Below are 23542 nucleotides of genomic sequence, written 5' to 3'. Positions count from 1 at the left end.
TGCATCGGCTTTCCCATTGTCCTATCATTATGTATTTCTTTACCACCGTTGTCGGCAGACGTTGCGGCTTGCTATTCCTGTTGCTGCTACTGGCCAGTGCGGCCCGGGCCCAGTTGGGCGAGCCAGGCATTATGCCGGAGCAGCCCGCTCCCTACGAATTCCGGCTTACGGAAGCATCATTTGAGGAATCCTACGGGTTCAATGATACTGCCCGGGCAGTTATCCGGCTGTACTACAGCAAGTGGAACACCGGGCGCCGCATCATGCAGTTTGCCGGCTACCCAGTACCGTTGGTATCGGCCGTAGGGCGACACATGGGAGAAACCACCACCAGCTCCGGCGTCATCGTACCCAACGCTGGCACATATTACTACGACCCCTGGGTGGCACCGGTAGCGTTCAGCCTGTTGGGTGTATCGGCGTTTGGTTTGGGCAAAGCCACCGCCTGGAACCGTCGGCAACTGTACACGGCCATCCGGCAGTACCGGCTCACGCATAAGCTGCCAGCCCAGGTAACAGCCCGGCTGCTGGCTCCTTATCTGCAGGCAGTGCAGCAGGATGGCTACGTGCCGCTGCCTACTGCTCCCGCTGACGCACGGCTTCGAAGGTGAGGATGGCGGTGGCGGTGCTCACGTTCAGGGAGTCGATGGCGCCGCGCATGGGGATGATGATGGTCTGGTCGCAGGCCTGCAGGAGCTCGGGCGTGAGGCCGTCGGCTTCGGTGCCCATGACCAGGGCCGTGGGGCCGCGGAAGTCGCAGGTAGTGTAGGGTACGGCCGCGTCGGTGAGGGCGGCGGCGTAGGTGCGGATGCCGTGGCGCCGGCACCAGGCCAGCAGCTCGGGCCGGGTGGTGGCAATGGTGGGCACCGTGAACGAGCACCCGATGCTGCTGCGGATGGCGTTGGGGTTGAACAGGTCGGTGCGGGGGTCGCACACCACGACGGCCGTGGCCTGGGCCGCGTCGGCGGTGCGCAGGATGGCGCCTAGGTTGCCGGGTTTCTCCACGGCTTCCAGCACCAGCAGCAGCGGGTTGGCGGGCAGCGGCAGCGTATCCAGCGTGAGGTGCGGGGGGCGGGCCAGGGCCAGCACGCCGTCGGAGCCTTCCCGGTAGGCCACCTTCTCAAACACGGCCTTCGATACCTCGAACCAATCCGCGGGCCCGTTGCCGAATAGCTCCTGCAGTTGTTGCAGCCGTTGCGGACCAGCCAGATCAGAGCACACGAACAGCGCGGTAATGCTTACGCCGGCCCCGTGCGCAATAGTCAGCTCCCGCAGACCCTCAATGATGGTGAGCCCCTGAGCGCGCCGTTCCGACGATTTCTGCTGCAGCTTCAGCAGATTCTTGATGCGCGGATTCTGGGGGCTGGTAATGGGGTCGAGGGGCATACGGGGGCAATTGAGCGGCCGGCTGGAAAGTTGGCAAAGATACGGAGGCCAACTTGCGCGGCCTACGGGCCGTTGTAAGCTCACTTATTGTCGTGGCAGTATCTTGCGGCAGCTGTTCTTCGCGTTTCTTTTGCTTCTGTTCTATGGGCCTAAAGCTCAATACCAAAATCATTCTTGGGTTTGTTATTGCAGTGGGCGTACTGCTCCTGACCTCAACCGCAGCGTGGTATAGTATTCAGCAGCTAGGGTACTATACCCGGCAAGTAGAGCACACGTATCGGGTGCTGGAGAGTGCCTCCAGCCTGCGCGGGCACTTGCGCGACGCCCAAAGTCAGGTGCGCGGCTATCTGTTGCTAAGTGACTCTACCTACCTGCCCGGCTTCTATCAGAGCCAACCGTTAATTGATGAGGATTTTGACACGCTGCAACTGCTCACGCTGGATAACCCCCAGCAGCAGGACCGCCTGGATACCTTGCAGCGCGGACTGCGGGATGAGCTGACTTTTCTGGAACGCTGGGCCAAATTACCGCCTTCCACGGAAGCAGTACGCCAACTGGTGCGCGAGGACCGCATCCGACAGCTGACCCTGCGGGAGCTGATTGCCCGCGTTCAGACCAATGAAAAGATACTGTTGAGAGAACGACAGCGGCGCCAGGATTTCTTTGAGAATACGACCCCGGCAGCCATCGTTATTTCGGCGCTGCTGGCTACGCTGATGGTGGCCTGGCTCTTTACCAAAATAAATCAGGAGCTGCAAGCAAACGAGACCTTGCAGCTGGAGCTGCAGCGCACCAATGCCGATGTGGCCCGGCGTATCAGTATTATTGAGGCTCTGGCGAACCGTGTAGTGGCCGGCGACTACACCGTAAAAATCTCTGATCAGGAGCAGGACAGCCTGGGCAACCTGGCTACTTCGCTCAACCACATGACGCAGGCGCTGGATACCAGCTTCACGGTCCTGGAGAACCGTAACCGGGAGCTGGATCAGTTTGCTTACGTAGCCTCCCACGACCTGAAAGCTCCCCTGCGCGGGGTGGTAACGGTGGTAAAGTGGATTGAGGACGAGCTGCCCCACGAGCTGAGCCCCCAGATGCGCCAGTACCTGGACATGATGAAGGGCCGTCTGCACCGCCTCGAAGACCTCATTAACGGCCTGCTGGCCTACGCCCGCGCCGGCCGTACTGAGCGCAAGCTTGAGGAAGTGGATGTGCAGCAGTTGGTAGCCGAAGTGACCGAGCTGGTAGTGCCGCCCACCTTCCGGGTAGAAACGCCCACGCCCCTGCCCATGCTCCGCACTGACCGCCTCAGTCTGCAGCAGGTATTCACCAACCTCATCGGCAACGCGGCCAAGTACCACCACCGCCCCGATGGCCTTATAACCGTATCGGCCCGCGACCTGGGCTCCTGCTACGAGTTTCGGGTGCAGGATGATGGGCCCGGTATTGCGCCGCAGTTTCAGCAAAAAGTATTTCTGATGTTTCAGACCCTGCGCGACCGGCACACGGCCGAAAGCACCGGCATTGGCCTGAGCATTGTGAAGCGCATTGTAGAGGAACAACGCGGCACCATCCACATCGAATCCGAAGAAGGCCAGGGCGCCGCCTTTGTGTTTACCTGGCACAAATAGGTGAAATGGTGAGTGGTGAAATAGTGAGTTTGATGTGCGAATTGCGCAGGTTAATCTCAGACTCACCACTCATTTCCGCACATTTCACCACTCACCATTTCACCACTTCACCATCTCACCGCATGCGCTCCGTTCTGCTTGTTGAAGACGACTTTTTTGATACCATGACGGCCCAGAAGGCCTTCGAGAAGTTCAGTGTACCCCACAAGCTGTACACGGCTTTCAATGGCCTGGAGGCCCTGGATTTGCTGCTGGGCCGCAATGGAGTCGAGCCCATCCGGCCGTTGCCTGAGGTAATACTGCTGGATTTGAACATGCCCAAAATGAACGGCCACGAGTTTCTGACCGAAATCCGCAACAACCCCGAACTACGGGATATTCCAGTGTTCATCACCACTACCTCCGGCATGGATATGGACCGCCTTAATGCCCAGAACCTGGGCGTGAGCGGCTATATTCTCAAACCCCTCGATTTTGAATCCAGTACCGATATGGTTGACAGCATGAATCTGCTGGAAAAGCTGTTGCGTTAACATCCCTGCTCCTTCCCCCATTTCCTCATCCGCTTCCTACTCATGCAGCCCCTGTTCGAAAACGAGCATTGCATAATTTATTACGATGAAAGCGTGCCGGCCATCCATCAGCAGTGGCAGGGGTTTGCCTCGGGAGAGCTGCTGCGCGAGGCTCACGATGCCACTGTGCAGCAGGTCAGGATACACAAAACGCCCTGCATTCTGGCCGATACCCGGCAGATGCGCGTGATTTCCCGGGCCGACCAGCAGTGGATTACCGACAGTTATTTTCCGCGGCTGATAGCGGCCGGAAGTCGGCGCATTGCCATTGTGCAGTCGGAGGATATCTTCAACCAGACCTCCGTGCAGCACATCATGACCGATATCGTCCGCAACTCGCTGGTGGTAGCCGAACACTTCCAGACAATGGAGGCGGCACGGGCGTGGCTGCGGGAGAACTGCTAGCCCCTCCCCCCCCCGGATGCAACGCCCGGCCGGGGCGCTAGCCTCCTCGCATTGGTGTGGGGCTTGGCGCTGCGGCCGGACGGGATGCTGCATATGGGTGAAAGAACTCGTAATATGGGCCGCTAACCGGGCACTTTCGGCCGGGTACCGCAGTTCCTCCGACATATCAGCGCTTCAGGCTCAGCGGCCGGATTTTTGCTCACGGTCTGCTCACACTCCAGGTTGCTATTTCGCTCTTTCCGTCTTTCTTTATCCTGTATGTTGCTCCGCTCCCTCCCGCTCTTGGCCCTGTGCGCGCTGGCTGCTCCGGCCCTGGCCCAGCAAACGCCCCGCGAGTTGAACACCCTGCCCGGTGCTCCGGCTCCGCAGCCGGCTCCGCCTGCTTCGACGTCTCCCGTTACGCCGGCTCCGGCCCCCGTTACCACCGTTCCGCCCCCTGATACCACGCGCCGGTCCTCGGCCTCCCGCACCCTGGCAGCCCCGCCCGCAGTGCCCGATTCGGTACGTACCCAGCAGCGGCAGGCGCCGCTTCCGCCCGCCAACACCACCCGCTACGCCGTAGGTCTGAAATCAGGGCAGGTGCTGCGCGGCTACGATGTGGAAGTAAAGCAGCCGGTGTTCGGCCGCACGTTTCTGCTGGTAGACGGGCAGCAGCGGCTTGATCTGAACGATGTGCGCTACTACGAGGATGAATCCGGCTTTTATGTGCGGACCACGCTGCCCGGCCGTTCCAAGCGCGAAACCACCCTCCGCCGCGACCGGGTGGGCCGCATCAGCCTGTATTCCATCACCACCCAGCAATACACGGGTAACCCGGGCGGATTCGGGCCCTACGGCTATGGCCGCTACGGGGGCTTTGGCGGTTATCCGTATGGCGGGTTTGGCGGCTACCGCACGGTGCGGAACGAGTACTTCAGCAAGGATAATGGCCCCATCGAAGACCTCAGCATCCGAAACCTGCAGCTAGCTACTCAGGACAACCCCGGCTCCCAGCAGCTGCTGGCCGATGCCCGCCGCTTTCAGCGCATCACTACCCTGAGCTACATTGGGGCCGGTGCGCTGTTTCTGGCGGGTACGCTTTCCAGCATCGGCGGAAGCAACGGTTTCTCGGTGTCGCCGCTGGTGTACGGAGCCATTCCGCTGGCCATTGTGCCGCTGGTTATCGGCGGCAAGTCGCAAAACAGCGTGAAACAGGCAATTTTGCTCTACAACCGGGGCCAGCAGTAACCCGGTGCACCCCACACCCCGCAAACGCCCCGGCCAACCACAGCCGGGGCGTTTTGGCTGGTGGAAGGAGCGCGCCGCCTTAACCCTGGCTGCTTCCATTTGCGTAGGCAGGAAGGTGAATACTCCCGTCTCCATCCTCACCCTTCCCGAGCGCCGGGAGCTGGCTTTATGGGTGCACGCAACGCTCTGCACCGAATACGGGGCTCCGTTTGCCTTTTTCAGCACCAAGGACCCACTCAGTGAGCTGATCAGCTCGTTGCTTTCCCACCGTACCCGCAACCCGGACTCGCACCGGGCTTACCAGCAGCTGCGCGCCCGGTTCCCGACCTGGGAGGCGGTACGCGACGCGCCCACGGCGGAAGTGGAGGCGGCCATCAGCGCCTGCACCTGGCCGGAGCAGAAAGCCCCCCGACTGCAGCAGGTGCTGCAAGCGGTAAGCAGCCGCTGCAACGGCCCCTGCGACCTGGAGTTTCTGGCCGAACTGCCCATTCCGGAAGCCCGGGCCTGGCTGGAACAGCTGCCCGGGGTGGGACCTAAAACCAGCGCCGCCGTACTACTGTTCAGCACTTTGCGCCGCCCCGCCATGCCCGTGGATAGTCACCATCACCGCGTAGCCCAGCGTCTGGGCCTCATCGGCCCAAAGGTAGGTGAAGCCGCCGCCCACGCGCAGCTGGCTGCTTTGCTCCCGCCCGGCTGGGACGCCCAGCAGGTGTACGACCACCACGAGGCTCTGATGTTTCACGGCCAAAAGTGCTGCTACTTTCACACGCCGGCCTGCGGGCGGTGCGTAGTGCGTAGCCACTGCCCCTTCGGGCAAGCCCGAATCGGTAATTTTTCTCAACTTCCCGACTCTTCACTCCCTCTGCTATGAAACCGACCTACGGCGTACCCGCTCTGCTTTCCTTTTTTATTCCCGGCCTGGGCCAGCTCATCAAAGGCCAGATTCTGAAAGCCTTTCTGATTTGGGCCGTTGGGGGCGTTGTTGGCTTCCTGCTGGCCTGGACATTTGTGGTGCCCTTCGTCATCTGGGCCTGGAACGTGTACGATGCCTACAATGACCCCGCCTAGTTGTGCCGGTGCTGCACCTGAAAGCCAAACCTAACAGCCGCCGTACCCAGCTGGAGCGCGCCGCCGACGGGAGCCTGCTGGTGCGCCTGCAGGCCCCGGCCCAGGATGGCAAGGCCAACGCCTGCCTGCTGGCATACCTGGCCCAGCTGTTTGGCGTGAGCAAAGCCCGCGTTACGCTGCTGAGCGGCCACACGACCCCGTTCAAGAAAGTGGAAATTCAGGGCCCCACGGAGCAGCAGATACTCCTGGTGCTGCAGCAGTACCACGCGGCTTAAGCGCATCTTTTGGCCGGAGTTTGGCGTTGAATGGACGAGCCGTTTCACTGGTATCATCTGCCTCTCCTCCCGCCTGTGCTTATGCTGTCTTTTCCTACTTGGGCCGTGGCCGGCTTCTGGGGCCTGGTTTCCGGTTCCGCGTTGCTGCTCGGTGCTGCTGTGGGTTATTTTACCCACATTCCGCAACGGCTGATTGCGGCTATCATGGCGTTTGGCAGCGGCGTCTTAATCTCTACCCTGTCCTTGGAGCTGATGGAGGAAGCCTATCGTAAGGGTGGTTTCGACTCAACCGGACTGGGCTTTGTGGGTGGGGCTGCCCTGTACACCCTGGCCAACTGGCTGCTGGCCCGCTACGGGGCCAAGCACCGCAAGCGCTCCGGCGAGGAGCAGACTCAGGAGCGCGCCGCCGTGCAGAAGGGCCACACCGAGGGCAACGAGGCTGGTGACGACAACGGCCTTGCTTTGGCCGTGGGGGCTTTGCTCGATGGTATTCCGGAGAGTATTGTGATTGGCCTGAGTATGCTGGCCGGCGGGGGTGTGAGCATGGTGGCGGTAGTAGCCATTTTCCTCAGTAACCTGCCCGAGGGATTAAGCAGTGCCGCCGGTATGCGTAAGGCCGGCCGCCGCCCGGCTTACGTGCTGGGCCTGTGGGCGGGCATTGCCGTAATTTCCGGCATTTCTTCTCTGATTGGCTATTCCGTATTCAGCGGGTTTTCAGCGGAGGTGGTGGCCGCCACCACGGCCATATCGGCTGGGGCAGTGCTGGCTATGATTGCCGATACCATGATTCCGGAGGCCTTTGCCGTAGCCCACAACTTCACGGGCCTCATCACCGTCATCGGGTTTTTGGTGTCGTTTGTGCTCAGTAAGCTGGGTGGCTAGGTGATTGGGGGGTTGGAGGTTAGGCGGTTCTATTTTTCTGGGTAAAACAAAGCGTAACAACCCAACCATCTAACTACCCAACGACCACCCACCTAACGAACGAAGGCCACCGGATTCCCCGCCGGTGGCCTTCAGGATAAATATAAATCCCCTCATTCCTTCTCTAACTCACCGGCTGCCGAGGGGGGCTGCCGCACCTTTTCCGGAGAATGCAGCAATGGCGACCGATGTTGCTCTACGCATTTTCCGGCATTGGCTCGCGGCGGTAAGTGCGCTCAAATTCTTCGTCGATGTGGTACGTGGACTCCTCGTGCTGGCTGAGGTCGAGCCCCAACTCCTCATCCTGGAGTTTTACGCGCATCCCAAAAATACGATCAGTTATTTTCAATAAAATCCAGGCCCCGACGAACGAGTAGGAAATGACGATGAACAGCCCCAGTACGTGGTATCCGAAAGTGGTGAACGTGCCGTGAATCAGCCCCACCTTATCGGCAAACACGCCCGTGAGCAGCATACCCACGATGCCACCCAGTCCGTGACACGGAAATACGTCCAGGGTATCGTCGATGGTGGTGCGGGAATTCTGCCAGTGCACGGCCGCGTGGCTGATGAAGGCCGCTAATACGCCAAACAGAATGCTTTGCCCATAGTCGATGTAGCCGGCGGCGGGCGTAATGGCTACCAACCCAACCACTGCGCCGGTACAGGCGCCCACAGCCGTAGGTTTGCCCCCACGTACCACTTCAATCAGAATCCAGGCCATAAGAGCGGCGGCCGAGGCCAGATTGGTATTCACGAAGGATAGGGCCGCTAACTCGTTTGCGCCCAGCGCCGAGCCCGCATTGAAGCCGAACCACCCGAACCAGAGCAGGCCAGTACCGAGCAGCACATAGGGCACGTTAGGCGTAGAGAACGACGAGGGCCGCAGGTTAGCCGAGCGGCGGCCCAACACCATAGCCCCCGCTAACGCCGCCACACCCGCCGAAATATGCACCACCGTACCCCCGGCAAAATCGAGCACGCCCCACTGGCGCAGGAAACCCTCAGGATGCCAGGTCCAGTGAGCCAGCGGGCAGTAGATAAACAGGCTGAACAGCACCATGAAGGCCAGGTAGCCCTTGAACCGCACCCGCTCGGCAAATGAGCCGGTAATCAGGGCTGGGGTAATGATGGCAAACTTGAGCTGGAACGCGAAGTAGAGAATGAACGGGATGGTGGCAGCAAAGGCCGGATTGGGGGCGGTACCCACATTACGCAGCAGCGCAAACGTAAAGGGGTTTCCAATGAGCCCGTGCCAGGAGTCGCCGTAGCAGAGCGAAAAGCCCACGAAGTAGAATAGCACCGAAATAACGCCTAACGCCACAAAACTCTGCAGCATGGTGCTGATGACGTTTTTGGGCCGCACCATCCCGCCGTAGAAAAACGACAGGCCCGGCGTCATAATCAGCACGAAAGCCGTAGCCGTGAGCATCCAGGCCACGTCGGCCCCATTGAGGGAGCCGGGCGCAGCGGCCGGGTGCGGCACTCGCACGAAAGCCGCCAGTAACGCCAGCACTAGCAGCACAACCAGTGCAAACAGGCTCTTGCTGGGTTTCAGAGAAGAAGATTCAGGAGACATAACCGACTATCTAGCAATTTGGCCTTGTTTTCAGAGGTCAATATACTATAAAAACGCTTTTTTACTTCAAAACACCTTCTTAATCGTAGGCACCCCATCTAAATTATCTGTTAAAATACTAATACACCCCCTCATTCAGCAACCCAGCTGCATCCACCATTAGTACTTGGTGCTGCCCGCGTCCAACCCCATGCGGCTGACGTGGCGGGTCCTAGTTGCGGGCGAAACCCGTAGCTTGCAGCATTCTTACCAGACCTATCGCTATGGCGGCTTTACCCAATCCTTCCGACTTACAACCCTTGCTCGACGCGCTGCAGTTTTCGCCCGAAAACGTACCCCTGCGCCGCCACGTAGCCGGCCTGCTGCGCCAGGTGGGCCGCTTTGCCGAAGCCGAGGAACACTACCGCCTGGGCCTGCGCCACGCCCCCGACGATGAGGAGCTGCAGCTGGGTTTGGCTGAAACCTATGCGGCGCTGCAAAAGACTTCGGCGGCGCTGGTGGTGCTGGAAGAAGTGCTGCGCGCCCACCCCAACCACGCCCGCGCCCACCTGCTGCACGCCCGCGTGCTGGCCCGCGCCGGCGGCCCACCCGACGAGGCCCGCGCCGCCTACCAGCAGGCCCTGCAACTGGACGGCACCCTCCGCGACACTGACCTCGACGAGCAACTAGGGCTGCGCCCGGCCGCCCAGCCTGCCGGCGGTGGTGCCCCCGCTGACTACAACGCCACCCACGTTTCGGCCCAGGGCCTGGATGAGCAAGCGTTGTTTGCGGGGCTGGAGAAGCCGAAAATTACGTTTCAGGACGTGGGCGGCATGGAGGCAGTGAAAGAGGAAATTGGGATGAAGATGATTCAGCCTCTGCTGCACCCCGACCTGTACAAAGCTTACGGCAAGGCCGCGGGCGGCGGGCTGCTGCTGTATGGCCCGCCCGGCTGCGGCAAAACCTACCTGGCCCGCGCTACGGCCGGCGAGGTGCAGGCGTCCTTCATCCACGTGGGCATCACCGATATTCTGGACATGTGGATGGGCCAGAGCGAGAAGAAGCTGCACGAGCTATTTGAGCTGGCCCGCGTGCAGGCCCCTTGCGTGCTGTTTTTTGATGAGGTAGATGCCCTGGCGGCCAACCGCCACGACCTACGCCAGAGTGCCGGCCGTACCCTCATCAACCAGTTTCTGGAGGAGCTGGACGGGGCCCGCAGCTCCAACGACGGCGTGCTGATTCTGGCCGCCACCAACGCGCCGTGGCAGCTTGACCCCGCCTTCCGACGCCCCGGCCGCTTCGACCGGATTGTGCTGGTGACGCCCCCCGACGAAGCCGCCCGCGTAGCCATTTTGGAAGTGCTGCTGCGCGGCAAACCCGTAGCCGCCGACCTGCGCCTGCCCGCCCTGGCTGCGCAAACGGCCGGCCTCTCCGGTGCCGACCTGCAGGCCGTGGTGGACACGGCCGTGGAAGCGTGTTTGCGCGAGTCGATGAAAGCTGGCCAGGTGCGGCCAGTGCAGCAGAGCCACTTGCTGGCCGCCGCCAAGCAGGTGCGCCCCAGCACCAAAGAGTGGTTTGCCACCGCCAAAAACTACGCCCTGTACTCCAACGAAGGCGGCACCTACGACGACATCCTGACCTACCTGGGCATTAAGAAATAACGGCCTTATGCTGCCCCATCCCCCAGCCACACAGTGGCAGGACGCAGTGCAGAACCTGCTGGATATTCACCGGCCCGAGCAAGCCGAGCAGCTGGTGCGGCAGCAGCTGGCGCGCAATCCACAGGAGGTGTTTGCGCACATTCTGCTCAGCTTTGCGCTCTACCAACAGAACCGGCTGGACGAAGCGCGGGAAGTGGCCCAACAGGCGTTGGCCCTGAACCCGGCCGCCAGTGAGGCGTTTTACGTGCTGTTTCTGGTGGAAAACCAGGCAGGGCAGGCACCGGCCCAGGCCAAGGCATTGCGCGCAGCCCTCCACCTGCAACCCTTCAACCCCAAATACCTGGCGGCGCAGGCGCAACTGTACTTGCATCAAAACCAGCCCGCACTGGCGCTGGCCGCCGCCGAGCAGGGCCTGGCCTACAACCCCACCCACGCCGACTGCCTGATAGCCCTTGCTGATGCGCTGCACGAGTTACAGCGCTGGCCGGAGCTGGCGCCGGTGCTGCAGCAGCTGGTAGCAGCGCATCCTAACCTGCCCAAGGCGCACCAGCTGCTGGGCCGCGAGGCAATGCGCCAGCAGCAGTACGCAGCTGCTCAGGTGCATTATCAGGAAGTACTGCGCCTGGCCCCCACCGATGCCACGGCCCTCCAGGGTGCCAGTCAGGCCATCCGCCGCCAACTCCGGATTGGTCGGGCAGCCGTATGGCTGGACAACTACCTGACGTTCATTTCAGAAGGAACCAAGCAAGGCAAGCTAAAGGCGTGGGGTTACTTTCTGCTGATTCTGATTCCGCTGAGTCTGCTGTGCATCCCGATTCTGCTGTTCATGGGGTTTGAAGCCGTGTACTGGCGTCTGCACCCGCAGGTGCGGCGTTTGCGCAACCGCCCCGACGCGGCCATGCCCTACGCCCAGGAAACCCTGTACCGCTACGGGCCCGCCGCCGCGCTCAGCATGTTGGTGCTGGCCCTGCTGCCCGGCTTCATTTGGGGGCTGCTGCAACTGGGGTTTGAGGAAAGCAGCCTGGGGCCGGGCCTGACGGGCGGCCTCACCACGGTGGTGATGGCCATTGTCGGCGCCTTCAAGCACGCCTCCGATCAGCCCGTGCCGGAAAAGTCGCCGCTGGGGTGGCTGGGGGTGGCGGCAGCCGTGTTTGCGGGGAGCATTACCGTGGCATGCTGGCCGGTTACCTGGCCCTACGGACCGCTCCTGAGTATGCTGGTGGCCGGCGGCTTGCTGGTCTATATATTTCGGCGGATAGCAGCTTTTGCGGCCTGACTACTGCTTTTTCCTAGTCTATCACGTGTTCTATGGATACCCCTCAACCGCGCCGGGTTCAGGTTTTGCTCCGTCAGCTGCGCCCCGATCTGGCCGAAGCAGAAGCGCGTCGGCAGCTGGCCTGGTTTCCGGCGTCCAGCCAGCTGCAGGCGCTGCTGGGGCTTAGCCTGATTCGCCAAAATAAGCCGGCCGAAAGCCAGCCGCTCGCCGAGCGGGCCGTGGCCCTGGACGCGCAGAACGACTTCGCCTTTTACGTGCTCAGCCTCGCCTGCCTGCAGAGTGGGCAGTTGCCGCCAGCGGCCCTGCACATTGCCACGGCCCTGCAGCTGCGGCCCACCGTGCCTGACTACCATTTTATTCAGGGCTCCGTAGCCTTTGCCGAAGGCCGGGTGGAAGCTGCTTTAACCGCCGCCAACCAAGGTCTGCGCCTGCGCCCGCAGCATGTGCAGTGCCTCAACCTCCGGGCGCGGGCTCTGTCACGGTTGGGTGGCGAAGCTGATTGGCAGCCGGCGTACCGACAGGCACTGCGCGAGGCTCCTTTGTTCGCGCCCACGCACATTAACCTGGGATTCAGCCACCTGGAGCATGCCCAGTTTGGGCGGGCTGAGGCGCACTTTCTGCAGGCCCTGGCCCTCGACCCAACCTCTCACGAAGCGCGGGTAGGCGTAGTATCGGCAGCGGTATCCAAGGCGGGGCTTGCTCCCCAGCCTAAGCCCCCCAGGCCGTGGTTTGTGGAAGACAAGCGGGCGGGCTTCTTATTGTTTGGTCCGTTTGTGTTGATGCTCCTGGTAATCCTTTATGCTGCGCTGGAAGACGTTGCAGCTACCACCCTGCGGCAATATGCGCTACCAGTGCTGGCAGGGGCAGTGCTGCTGTTTCTCTCCCCTATTGCACTGATCGTCAGCTTTAAGACGCTGAACCTGAGCTGGCAGCTGCTGCGGCCGGCTACCCGCCACGTGCTGCCACCCTCACTACGCCAGCTGATGGCAGTGGAAGCCGGGGCCATTGTGGTATTTTACCTGACTCTGGCTGCCCTGCTGCTGCCCGCTACAACGGCCGGAGCCGGTGTAGTAGTGGCCATTAGCCTGCTGGCAGCAGCGCTAATTAGGCAAACACTCGGCACCGTACGGGGCCGCCGCGCAGGCTATCTGTATGGTGCTATGTTGCTGGTGCTGGCAGCAGGGCTGGCGGTATTTCAGCTGCACTTTGGCTTTAGCAACCGGGCGTTTATGCTCTGGTTCAATCTGGGTACGTGGCTGTATCTGCTGGCTTTTTCCTACCTCGAATAGCGGCTCTTTTGCGCATCCCGAACTGACATGAACTCTATCCCGAATATTGGCCGTGTACAGCTGCTCCTGCAGCACAAGCGCCCTCAGGAGGCCGAGCAGGAAGCCCGCCGCCAGCTGCGCGACGACCCCGACAACGGTTTTCTGCACTGTTTGTTGGCTCTGGCGTTGATGGAGCTGGCCCGGTTGCCCGAGGCTCAGGCCGAAGCCCGGCAGGCTATCCACCTCGACCCCGAAAACAGCTTTGCCTTCTACGTGCTGAGTGCCACCCTGCAGCGCCAGCACGAGTTGCCGGCGGCTCTGCAGGCAATTGAAGAAGCCCTGGCCCTTGATCCTGAGGATGCCGACTACCAGCACGTGTTGGGCCAGCTACGGTTTCAGCAGGGGCAGCTGCACGCTGCGTTGCGCGCCGCCGAAGCCGGCCTCCAGGCCGACCCGACCCACGTGGATTGTCTGGGTTTGCGGGCCCGCTGCCTGGCCCGCCTCGGCCGCCGCGACGAAGCCTCCGCCGACCTCGACGAAGCCCTGCGCCACAGCCCCTCGGATGCCGGCACCCACGCCGACCTGGGCTGGGTGGCCCTGGAGCGCGGCCGCGCCAAAGAAGCCGCCGGATACTTTCGCGAAGCCCTGCGCCTCAACCCCACCTCCGACTACGCCCGCGAAGGCCTGGTTTCGGCCCTGAAAGCCCGGTTTTGGCTCTACAACGGCTTCTACCGCTTCATGGTCTGGACCCAGACGCTGAGTCCCGGTATGCGGCAAGGTTTGTTTATTGGGCTGTTTCTACTCTCGCGGGTGGTACCGGGGCTGCTGCCGCTGTACCTGGTGCTGGTGTACATGAGCTGGTTTGCCGAGCCCCTGTTCAACTCCCTGCTGCGCTTCAACCGCTACGGCCGCTTTGCTCTCAGCGAGGCTGATACGCGCTATTCTAACCAGTTTCTGGCCTTGCTGCTGAGCGCGCTGGCCTTACTGGGCGCGGGCCGGTACGGGCATATTACTCCCCTCACTACAGCCGGTATTGTGGGGCTGGGGCTGCTGTTTCCGCTGGTGGGCACCCAGCGCCAGTGGCACCCCAAGCGGCGGCAGCAGTCGAAATGGTTTGGCTGGGGGTTAGCAGCCGCAGGAGCACTGGCTATTCTCTCCCAGGCACTGGCGCTGCCGGGTGAGGGGCCGCTGTTCCTGGCGTTTCTGGGGGGTACGCTGGTGTACGTGTGGGTAATGGGGCTGCGGAGTTAGTTTTTGACCTGGTGAGAGAAAGAATGTTCTGCCGAGCTTGTCGAAGTGTCTCTACCGCTTCATTGCCCGGTTGTAGCGACGCGACACTTCGCATCTTATCGTCTGTGCCATCAGGTCCGTTCGGATAGCCCAACCCCGGCAACGACGGCACGCAAAGTGTCGCGTCGCTACATCGTTCAGACAGCCCAACCTCAGCAACGACGAGACTTCAACCAGTGCGTTTCTACCCCGTTCGCATTGCTACCCATTTGCCCGGCCCAGCACGTTGTCCAGGTACTTCTGCGCCGAGCCGGTATTGAGCAGCAGAATCTGCTCTTCCGGCCGGATCTGGCCGGCGTGCAGCAGCTGCAGCGCTGCGCTCCAGAGTGCGCCGCCCTCGGGGGCCACGAACAGACCTTCCAGGTGGCTTAGCTCGCGCATACCGGCCAGCATCTGCTCATCGGTGATGGACAGAGCCAGGCCGTTGGACTCGTCCAGCACGTCCAGCATCAGTGGTTCGCCCAGGGGGCGGGGCACGGCCAGGCCGTTGGCAATGGAGGGTTGGCCCACGTAGGCGTGGCAGTTGGGCTGGCGGCCAGCGCGGGTTTCCACCAATGGGCAGCAGCTGGCGGCCTGCACGGCTATCATGCGGGGCAGCTTGGCGTGGCGCGACAACCAGCCCAGCTCCTGCATTTCGCGCAGGGCCTTCCAGATACCAATAAGACCGGTGCCGCCCCCGGCCGGGTAGAGCAGCACGTCGGGCATCGACCAGTTGAGCTGTTCGGCCAATTCGTAGCCCATAGTTTTCTTGCCTTCGAGGCGGTAGGGCTCCTTAAGGGTAGATACATCAAGTAGCTCGCCGGCGGCATTCAGTTCCCGCACCCGGGCGGCGCAGTCGTTGATGAGACCATCCACGAGGTGCACCTCGGCTCCGTACCAGTAGCATTCCTCCTTGAAGGCCGTGGGCGTGTGGCGGGGCATCACCACCACGCAGCGCAGGCCGGCCCGGGCGCAGTAGGCGGCCAGCGCCACGCCCGCGTTGCCGGCCGTGGGAATAATGCAGCCCGTTGCGCCCAGCTCTTTGGCTTTCGATACCGCCATGCTCAGGCCCCGGGCCTTGAACGAGCCGGTGGGGTTCTGGCCTTCATCCTTGAGCAGCACGCTGCGCAACCCGTGGCGGGCAGCCAGGCGGGGCAGCGGCAGCAGCGGCGTCCAACCTTCGCCCAGCGTCACGAGGTTGGCGTCATCTAGCAAGGGCAGCAAAGCCCGGTACCGCCACATGGAGTTATCAGTGGGGTTGATGACGTCGGTGGGGGGCAGCGGGGCGGTGAGGTCGTAGCGGGCTAGCAGCGGCTGGCCGCAGCAGGCCGATACGCGCTGCAGCGCGAAGGCGTCGTGGGGGGCGTGGCAGGCGGCGCAGTGCAGCACCTGCAGACGGGAATGGGTGGTGGTTTCGAGGGTGGTCATGGCAGGAGGTTCAACGCAAAGCTCCCGCCGCCCTATGCCTAAACCAAACGCCTTCTTGGAATAGCCTATGCCTGTTTGGAATGATGAACGATGTAGAGACGCAATAGTTGGAGTCTCGTCGTTGAACGGCCCAGAACCGCACATTCTAAACAACATCAGCAACGACGAGACTCCAGCTATTGCGTCTCTACCCCCGTTAGGCATCAGCACGCGGGATTCCTCACAGGCTCGGAATGACGTGCCAGGTTACTGCTGTGCGTTGCCGTAATACCGCCGGGCGAACTGCACGAAGGTTTTGTAGGGCAGATTGTTTTCGGTGCCTTTGCGCTGCACGAAATCGAAATGGCGCACCAGGTTCAGGTCGCGCACGGGTACTTCCACCAGCTCGCCGGCGGCCAGTTCCTTCATCACCGACTGCCGGGGCAGGAACGCCAGGCAGGTATCTACCCGCACGAAATTCTTGAGGGCCTCGGTACCACCCAGGCGCACTTTCACCGGTAAATCGGTGAGGCGGATGCCGTGGGCCAGCAGGGCTTCTTCCAGCACGGCCAGCGTGCCAGAGCCGGTTTCGCGCAGGGCTACGGGCGTGCGGCGCAAATCCTGGGCTTCCAGCTCGCGGCGGTGCAGCGGGTTGCGCGCCGAGCACACGGCCACCACCTCATCAGTGAGCAGCGGGGTATAGGTCACGTGGCTGACTTTGTGGATACCCTCGATGATGCCCAGGTCAATTTCGTGCTCCAGCAGCGCCTTGAGGATGTTCTCGGAGTTGCGGTTTTTGAGCGTGAGCTGGGTGTGCGGGTAGCGGCCCAGGTAGGCCGAGAGTACCGGCGGAATCACGTAGAGCGAAATGGTGGTGCTGGCCCCGATTATCATCTGCTGGCGGGGCTGAAACTCCGGGCTCAGCTCGGTGAATTCCTGCTCCAGCTCGTGCTGCAGCTGCCGGGCCAGCAGCAGCTTACGGTACAGCAGCTCGCCGGCTGCCGTGAGCTGCACCGCGTTGCCGAGCCGCTCGAATAGCCCCGTTTTGTAGTGCTCCTCCAACGCCCGCACCCGCTTGCTCACGGCCGACTGGCTCAGAAACAGCGTCTGCCCCGCCTTGGTGAAGCTCAGCTGCCGGGCAACTTCCAGAAAGACTTCGTGGGCGTGGGAAAGCATAGCCGTGAAGGTACGGGCCTAGCTGATTCTTGGGCGGATTCGGAGTAGCTGGCGCGAGTGTAGCGCACCGTAACTCGTGCCAAGGCTTGCCGCGAGTTTTCAACTCACTCGCCAGCTCGGCTAATCCAAGTGGCGCAATACAGGCTTTTCGCGTCGCGGCAGTGGGTGCACAGCCTCCTCTGCATGAGCACGAGTTGGTTACGAAGTGTGCTGCGCTACACTCACGCCAGTGACTCAATTGAACCGCTCAAATTGCAACGTGTAAAATTTTGTCATTTTAATTAGGATTATCCGCCGTAGTTCCGGTACTTTTCAGTCCATTAGCTATAGCGGATTGCAGATGGCTGCCGGATTTTTCAGCGCCCCCACCGCCCTGTTATCGGCCGTCTGACCACGGCCACTTTGTGTTTTATCTCTTACGGACTTCCCCTATGAGCACCTCCCTGCTGATGCTGACGGTCATTGTACTGGCCGTACTGTATCAGAACATCAGCAAACGGCTGCGCGACCTGACCGACCGGCTGCAGCAGCGCGAAGACGCCCACGCCGAGCTGCAGATTACGGTGGAGCAGCTACGTCAGCAGCTGCTTCGGCTACCCCGCGCTACTGACGCGGCCCCAACGGCTGCCGCCCCAATTGAGGCCCCCCCCGCGCCAGATGCGCAGCGGGAACCAGTACCGCCAGTAGCCGCCGTTGGTACCGCCCCACTTGCGGCGGCTCTGAGTGTGACAACTTCAAGCGAGACAACACAAACTGTCCCACCCAAAATTGTCACACCTCCGCCGGCTGCAGCACCAGGCCCGGTGGTACCGCCCGCTGCGCCCGCATTACCAGCTTCGGCTCCGGTGGCAGCGGCTGTTACACCCGCTCCGGTTGCCGCTACCCCATCACCCATTGCCGATGCGCCAGTGGTTGCCCCGGTTACCCCGCAGGTTGCCGGCCCGGCGCCGGCTTCACAACCGGACCGGGTACCGACCTTACGCCCCGTACCCGCCCGCCCGCAACCCACCCAGCCCGCCGCCCCTACCTGGTGGGACCGGACCGAGCAGCTGCTGCTGGATAACTGGACGGGTGTGCTTGGAGCGGTGGTCCTCGTGACCGGCATTGGCTTTCTGGGCATTTACACGGCCCTGCGGGTGAGTGCCCCGGCCCGCTTCGGTATGATTACCGGCTTCGCGGCGGTGCTGCTGGGGCTGCACTACTACCTGCGGCCCCGGCCGTTTGCAGCGAAGCTGCACGTGTGGCTGCAGAGCAGCGCGGCGGCGGTGTTTCTATTTGCCTGCGTGGGGGCCGTGAGCGTACCAGGGTTGCGGTGGGCCGGGCCGCCGCTCAGCTACCTGCTGCTGGCCGGCGTAGCCGTGAACCTGTGGCTGGCCTGGGATGCCCGCCGGGAAACCGTAGCCACTTTACACGGCGTGCTGAGCCTGGTGGCTCTGGCCGTATTGCCGCATAACCTGCTCACGCTAGCGGCGGCGGCCGGCGTTACGGTCTTCAGCATTGGTATTACGTACCGGCAACGCTGGAAATACCAGTTACTGCTGAGCATTCTGAGCTTTTTTGCCTTTCACCAGTATTGGTACCAGGGCTTTACCGAGGTAACAACGGGCGCGCTGCCCGTGGCAGTGCGGCTGCCCGCCATGGCGCTGGTGCTGCTGGTAGGAGTGGCGGGCGCCGTGGTGCAGTACCGCCGGGTGTACGCCACCGTCCGCTTCGATGCGCTGCTGTTTGCGGCCCACGTGCTCAACTGGACCTGCCTGGGCATCAACCTGTACCGCTACAGCACCGGCTCGCCCTGGAAAACCGTGCCGCTGGGTCTGGGGGCGCTGTTCACGTTCTGGGTGGCGCGGCGGGCCCGGCAGCTGGGCATCGGGTGGCTGTTTCGTACGGATAGCATCATTTCCCTGATGTTGGCCCTGTTTACCGCTTTTTCTTTGCAGGGCTGGCACGTCTCGGGCACGCTCATTCTGCTGTTTATGCTGTTTGAAACCATGCTAGTGGCCTTCGTGATGGCACGGGAGCAGGAGAAAGTGGTGTTTCAGGTGGCTTCGGTGGGGGCGCTGCTGGCCGGAATAGGGTTAGTATTGCTTAACCTGACGCAGCTCAGCACCTACACTGCGGCCGAGCTGCCCCGCAATGCGTTTCTGCTGCTGCTGGCCGGTTTACTGGGCGCGGCCTACTACCTGATGCTCCAGCAAGCCCCTTGGCTGACGGAAGAAACAGAAAGCCGAAGCCGCGACATGCAGCAGACGTTCGGCGGGGTCGTAGGGGCACTTTATCTGGGTGCGGGTGCGCTGCTGGCCAAAGCCATTTTTGGCTTTGCGCAGCCGCCCTTGTTTGCCCTGCTGAGCGGTACGCTGGCGGCGGCCGGGGCCGTGTTTGGGGTGGCGTGGTGGCTGCGGGCCACGGGCGGCTGGTTTCGCACCCTGCATCTGCTGTGCGGGCAGGCCTTGCTGCTGGTGGTCATCCTCGGCCTGCACGAAGCGGGCTTGAGCTGGCCCACTACCTTGCTGCTACTATACCTGGAAACCCTGCTGCTGGCCGGAGCCTGTGGGTGGGCCCGCGAAGCCAACGCCTACCGTACCCTGCTGGGCGCGGCACTGCTCAGTGGCCTCGTTTTCCTGCTGGCATGTACCGGCGCGGTTCGCGAGCTGGAAGCCGGGGAATTACACCGGCGCTTGCTACTGCTGTTTGCGGCCGGCCTCAGCAGCTCCGTACTGCTAATGCTGCCCGTGCTGCGCCCAACCTGGCAACGGCTGCTGACTCCCGCTCACAGTACTTCCCTACAACAGACCTTGTGCGGCCTTACGCTGCTGCTCTACCTAGGCGCGACGGGCCTGTTTGTGCAGGCCGTATTTGGACAAGCTCAACCACCGCTGGGGGCTCTGTTGGGCGGCGGCAGTGCGGCGGCCGGCTTGCTGTTCGGGCTGGCGTACTGGTGGCGCGGGCAGCTGGGCTGGTTCCGGCCGGCGCACCTGCTGCTGGGGCAGCTGGTGCTGGCCGTTAGTATGCTGGGGCTGCACGAGCTGGGGCTCAGCTGGCCCGCCACCGTTACACTGCTATATGCGGAGCTCCTACTATTTACGCTGGCCCTGGCCGGGCAACGGGAAACCGGCCTGTACCGGGGGCTGCTGCTGTTTACCATGGTCCTAGCCGCCGTGCTGCCCTTCCTGATCTGCCGCCTGGATTCGCTTATTGATCTGCAACGGGCGGCTTTGCTGGTGGGGGCGGCCCTGGCCACGGTAGCGGCCCAGCGCTGGCTGCACTGGCAACAGGCCCCGGTGCTCGATGCCGTGCCGCTTTCCGATGACCCGCAACACCGGGTGCGGCTGCTGGGGCTGCTGCCAGCCATGCAGCTGTTGACGGCAGGCGGCCTGGTGTACGAGCATACCTGGGCCGGCTGGGTAGCGGCGGGCCTGTTGACCGGTTTGCTGCTGGTGCGCCGCCGGTTTGCCGTTCCCGGCCTGTGGCTGGGCATAGTGCTGACCACTATTGGCTACCAACTGCTGCAATGGAACCATGCCCTGCCAACCACGGCAGTTTTTCAGCCGCTGCATGTGCTGAGCTACTTGGCGCCATTGCTGCTGGTGGCCGCTACGGGGCTGTTTACCTCGTGGTGGCCGGCGGCCGAACAGCAGGTGCGCGCACCGTGGCTGTATCTGCTGGGCGTACAGGCTACGCTGCTCAGCTGGGCGGTCTTTGCCCCGCGAGCCGAGGCGTTACCGGTGCTGCTCTGGCTGTTGCTGGCGGCCCTGGCCGCTACCGCCGCCCATTGGGCCCACCGCCACTACGCTACGCCCGAAGCCCTGCGCCGCGCCGGCTCCCCCGACCGATTCCTGCTCCACCTCACCTACGCACTACTTGCGCTGGGGCTGTTGGGCCACTTATACGTGCTGCTGGATAACCCGACTAACCTGTTGCCGGGACTGCCGGACCGCCGCCTCACGGCTAGCGCGGTGCTGCTGCTACTCGGGGGGCTGGCCTGGCAGCGGCCGCCCGCATCGGAACCGCTTTACCATTCCTGGCGCTACCTGCAGCCGCTATTGCCCGAGGCACTGCTGCTGTTCGCCAGCTTCACCATCGGCTATGAAATCCGGACCGAATGGCTGCCTCTGCTCTGGGTGGCTGGGGCGTTCGGGCTGACGCTGGGCGGAGCCCGCCTGCCCTGGCGCCTGCGCCGGGTGCAGGAGTACGGGCTACTGTTTTTTGGGGCGGCGGTGCTGGGCAGCGGCTACGTTTCGCTGCGCTACCTGGCTCCCGGCCAGCTGCTCACGGTGCCGTGGCTGGTGTCGTTTGGGGCGGTGGCGCTGCTGTTTGCCTATGTGGCCGTGCGGTTGCAGCCCGACGCCGGACGCCCGGCCTACTGGCCCCCGGTACTGGCCCCCTTGGCCGGGCTGGGCCGCCTCTCGCCAGCCGTCCTCATTCCGCTGCTGCTCTACCCCGCCTTCGGGGCCCTTACGCTGCTGCTGGTGCAGTCCTTCGACCGCTCGGTACTCACGGTGCTGCTGATGCTGGAAGTAGTGGCCGCCTTCGTGTGCAGCTTGTTGCTGCGCCGGCAGGATTTGCGATACGTGGCCCTGGCCGGTATGGCACTGAGCCTAGCCCGGCTCCTGTTCTTCGATATGCGCCAGAGCGGCACCATCACCCGGGCGGTAGTCTTCATTTTGATGGGGCTGCTGCTGCTGGGCATGAATGCGCTGTACGCCCGCTTCAAGGACCGGCTGGCACCGCAACCCATTGCTAACGAGCCTGAGGAACCCGAGCTTCCCTCCGACCCGCTTCCGTCGCTGGAGTAAGGCTGCCAACCACCAAGGCCCGGCGGGTACAGCTCGCCGGGCCCCTGTTGTCGGGCTATTTTTCAGGAAACTGATTCAGCCGCTTACAAGCCCAGAATAGCCGCGTACGCTCCGTTCACCACTTCGGCCATACGCCGGAAATCCAGCGTATCGATGGTGTCGGAGGCTTCGTGGTAGTTGTCGTTGCGCAGAAAGGACGTGTCGGTGAGCATCAGGGCCTCGTAGCCGAAGTGCCAGTAGTTGCGGTGGTCGGAAAGATTGGCCAGGGCAGTACCAACGGGCAGGTTGATGCGCTGCACATTGATATCAGCGTTGGCTTGCATCAGGTTGTGTACTTTTTCAGTGAGAGGCTCCTGACCGGTGCACCCTACTACGGTGATGAAGTTGCCGGTGCTGGGGTAGAGGGCGGCCAGTTGTTGGTTAGGGAAGCGCTGTGAGCCGGGCTCGTCGCGGAAGTAGCCAATCATTTCGTAGCAGAGCATGGCCCGCACCGGCGTACCCGCCTCGTGCAGCGACTTGGCGTGCACGTAGCTGCCCATGTCTTCGGTGGCAAAGTAAGGCGGTTCCTCGTTGGGGTAGGCCACCAGCTCCACGCAGTAGCGCAACGGGGGCCGGCGGCCGTGCAGCAGTCGGGCCGTTTCCAGCAGTCCTGCCACGGCGCTGGCGTTATCGTCGGCTCCGGCATGGTCACCGAATACGTCGTAGTGCGCGCCCACTACCAGGCGCGGGGCATCGGCCGGGCCCAGGCGCAGGATGATGTTGCGGTAGCGGCGGCCATCGGCCTCGAAGGGCTGCTCCACTACCTCGCCGCCGAGCTTACTGAACTCGGCTTTGATGTAATCGGCGGCCTGATTCAGCGACGCCAGATTTTCGTAGTTGCGGGCGGGGTGCAGGGAAGTAAGAAACTCCACATCAGCGTAGAGGCGCTGGGGGTTGGCTTTCGTGGTGGGCATAACGGATGAAGAACGGACAGGACGCAGCACATAGAAAGTCAGCCCCGCCACCAGTAAAAACGCAGCAAATAGCCAATAGAAAACGGGGCGGGACATGAATACGGTGCTGGATTATAAAGCTATTTTGCCTATACCTCGCCTTGGCCCGGTGCACACGCTGCCGGGGTTCGGCATTGAGTGGGCGGAGGTGTTTGAGGGGAGTGTAGAATTTCATTTACTCTTCCGCCCAAATAGCGCATCCACCTCCTCCTAGATATGGTTCAATAAACACTTTACCTAGTCCTTTCGATATTCGCCACGGCTCATAACCATCGGCGTCTCCGCATATCTTGAACCAAGTCCCCCCTTCAAGCTGAATCTCTAAATCATAAGAATCTGTGCAATTTACTTTCACTACACGCTTCAAATGAATGCTATTCATCCCGACCAGCATCAGCTCTTCTTTGGTCAGTTGGCATCGGGAAGAAGGATAAAACACAATATCGGCGTCGAAATGCAGATGAATAATTTCATCTGCATTTGTATCTCTGAAGTCAATAAACGGCGTTGTGAGCGACACACCGAAGCTTTCGACACTTGTGCCTATTAAGAGCTCGTGTAAAAGCCGGTCCACATCGGCGACACTTCCGGTGTACTTTTTATCCATCATCTAATACAGTAGGAGCCGAATAACTATTCCCATTCAAACCTATACAAAAC

General features: G+C 62.1%; 20 protein-coding genes. 14 read left to right on the top strand and 6 right to left on the bottom strand.

All coding sequences use genetic code 11. From position 1 onward, the window contains the following. Nucleotides 1–29 precede the first annotated feature (29 nt). Nucleotides 30–611, top strand: a complete 582-nt coding sequence (locus tag ACN19L_RS16015) for a hypothetical protein (RefSeq protein ID WP_426490477.1) — start codon at nucleotides 30–32, stop codon at nucleotides 609–611. Here the strand turns inward: ACN19L_RS16015 and ACN19L_RS16010 are convergent. After that, a complete protein-coding gene (locus ACN19L_RS16010; RefSeq protein ID WP_426490476.1) occupies nucleotides 577–1386 on the bottom strand; it encodes a TrmH family RNA methyltransferase in 810 nt (269 codons plus the stop codon). The two genes, ACN19L_RS16015 and ACN19L_RS16010, sit on opposite strands and share 35 nt — an antisense overlap. Nucleotides 1387–1529: 143 nt before the next feature. Between ACN19L_RS16010 and ACN19L_RS16005 the strand changes: the two genes are divergently transcribed. The 8 genes from ACN19L_RS16005 to ACN19L_RS15970 all read left to right on the top strand — a co-directional run bounded on the left by ACN19L_RS16005 (nucleotide 1530) and on the right by ACN19L_RS15970 (nucleotide 7443). Further along, nucleotides 1530–3014, top strand: a complete 1485-nt coding sequence (locus ACN19L_RS16005) for a sensor histidine kinase (RefSeq protein WP_426490475.1) — start codon at nucleotides 1530–1532, stop codon at nucleotides 3012–3014. A 122-nt stretch (nucleotides 3015–3136) separates the two neighbouring features. Beyond that, complete coding sequence (locus ACN19L_RS16000; protein ID WP_426490474.1) at nucleotides 3137–3547, top strand: response regulator; 411 nt, start codon at nucleotides 3137–3139, stop codon at nucleotides 3545–3547. Nucleotides 3548–3589: 42 nt separating this feature from the next. Then, nucleotides 3590–3991 carry a hypothetical protein gene (locus ACN19L_RS15995; protein WP_426490473.1) on the top strand — a complete coding sequence of 134 codons (402 nt, stop codon included), beginning with the start codon at nucleotides 3590–3592 and terminating at the stop codon, nucleotides 3989–3991. A 258-nt stretch (nucleotides 3992–4249) separates the two neighbouring features. Then, nucleotides 4250–5218, top strand: coding sequence for a hypothetical protein (locus ACN19L_RS15990; RefSeq protein WP_426490472.1), 969 nt, complete (start codon nucleotides 4250–4252; stop codon nucleotides 5216–5218). A gap of 115 nt (nucleotides 5219–5333) precedes the next feature. Next, a complete protein-coding gene (locus ACN19L_RS15985) occupies nucleotides 5334–6089 on the top strand; it encodes an endonuclease III domain-containing protein (RefSeq protein ID WP_426490471.1) in 756 nt (251 codons plus the stop codon). Next, entirely contained in the window at nucleotides 6086–6286 is a 201-nt protein-coding gene (locus tag ACN19L_RS15980; RefSeq protein WP_426490470.1) for a hypothetical protein, read from the top strand. The genes ACN19L_RS15985 and ACN19L_RS15980 overlap by 4 nt, the downstream gene beginning before the upstream one ends. 8 nt (nucleotides 6287–6294) lie before the next feature. Further along, a complete protein-coding gene (locus ACN19L_RS15975; protein ID WP_426490469.1) occupies nucleotides 6295–6561 on the top strand; it encodes a DUF167 domain-containing protein in 267 nt (88 codons plus the stop codon). Nucleotides 6562–6642: 81 nt separating this feature from the next. After that, nucleotides 6643–7443 (top strand): ZIP family metal transporter, encoded by an 801-nt coding sequence (locus ACN19L_RS15970; RefSeq protein ID WP_426490468.1) that lies wholly within the window; start codon nucleotides 6643–6645, stop codon nucleotides 7441–7443. Between the two features lie 235 nt (nucleotides 7444–7678). On the opposite strand, the gene ACN19L_RS15965 is transcribed toward ACN19L_RS15970, so the two are convergent. Continuing rightward, nucleotides 7679–9061: an ammonium transporter gene (locus ACN19L_RS15965; RefSeq protein ID WP_426490467.1), complete on the bottom strand. Its 1383-nt coding sequence runs from the start codon at nucleotides 9059–9061 to the stop codon at nucleotides 7679–7681. Between the two features lie 263 nt (nucleotides 9062–9324). Here ACN19L_RS15965 and ACN19L_RS15960 point away from each other — a divergent pair, with 263 nt between their 5' ends. The 4 genes from ACN19L_RS15960 to ACN19L_RS15945 are packed head-to-tail and all read left to right on the top strand — an operon-like array spanning nucleotide 9325 to nucleotide 14496. Continuing rightward, nucleotides 9325–10701, top strand: a complete 1377-nt coding sequence (locus ACN19L_RS15960; RefSeq protein ID WP_426490466.1) for an AAA family ATPase — start codon at nucleotides 9325–9327, stop codon at nucleotides 10699–10701. Nucleotides 10702–10708: 7 nt separating this feature from the next. Further along, nucleotides 10709–11977 carry a tetratricopeptide repeat protein gene (locus tag ACN19L_RS15955; RefSeq protein ID WP_426490465.1) on the top strand — a complete coding sequence of 423 codons (1269 nt, stop codon included), beginning with the start codon at nucleotides 10709–10711 and terminating at the stop codon, nucleotides 11975–11977. Between the two features lie 32 nt (nucleotides 11978–12009). Further along, nucleotides 12010–13266: a tetratricopeptide repeat protein gene (locus ACN19L_RS15950; protein WP_426490464.1), complete on the top strand. Its 1257-nt coding sequence runs from the start codon at nucleotides 12010–12012 to the stop codon at nucleotides 13264–13266. 27 nt (nucleotides 13267–13293) lie between these two features. Continuing rightward, complete coding sequence (locus ACN19L_RS15945) at nucleotides 13294–14496, top strand: tetratricopeptide repeat protein (protein WP_426490463.1); 1203 nt, start codon at nucleotides 13294–13296, stop codon at nucleotides 14494–14496. Between the two features lie 240 nt (nucleotides 14497–14736). On the opposite strand, the gene ACN19L_RS15940 is transcribed toward ACN19L_RS15945, so the two are convergent. Further along, nucleotides 14737–15942, bottom strand: a complete 1206-nt coding sequence (locus ACN19L_RS15940) for a threonine synthase (protein WP_426490462.1) — start codon at nucleotides 15940–15942, stop codon at nucleotides 14737–14739. Nucleotides 15943–16188: 246 nt separating this feature from the next. Further along, nucleotides 16189–17097, bottom strand: coding sequence for a LysR substrate-binding domain-containing protein (locus tag ACN19L_RS15935; protein ID WP_426490461.1), 909 nt, complete (start codon nucleotides 17095–17097; stop codon nucleotides 16189–16191). A 431-nt stretch (nucleotides 17098–17528) separates the two neighbouring features. Between ACN19L_RS15935 and ACN19L_RS15930 the strand changes: the two genes are divergently transcribed. After that, entirely contained in the window at nucleotides 17529–21890 is a 4362-nt protein-coding gene (locus ACN19L_RS15930; RefSeq protein ID WP_426490460.1) for a hypothetical protein, read from the top strand. Nucleotides 21891–21973: 83 nt separating this feature from the next. On the opposite strand, the gene ACN19L_RS15925 is transcribed toward ACN19L_RS15930, so the two are convergent. Both ACN19L_RS15925 and ACN19L_RS15920 read right to left on the bottom strand, forming a co-directional pair. Continuing rightward, nucleotides 21974–22843: a M28 family peptidase gene (locus tag ACN19L_RS15925; RefSeq protein WP_426490459.1), complete on the bottom strand. Its 870-nt coding sequence runs from the start codon at nucleotides 22841–22843 to the stop codon at nucleotides 21974–21976. A 214-nt stretch (nucleotides 22844–23057) separates the two neighbouring features. Further along, entirely contained in the window at nucleotides 23058–23492 is a 435-nt protein-coding gene (locus ACN19L_RS15920) for a hypothetical protein (protein WP_426490458.1), read from the bottom strand. Nucleotides 23493–23542 lie beyond the last annotated feature (50 nt).

The organism is Hymenobacter sp. 102 (assembly GCF_049949205.1).
Classification (GTDB): domain Bacteria; phylum Bacteroidota; class Bacteroidia; order Cytophagales; family Hymenobacteraceae; genus Hymenobacter.
This window is presented reverse-complemented; position numbering and strand designations above follow the sequence as displayed.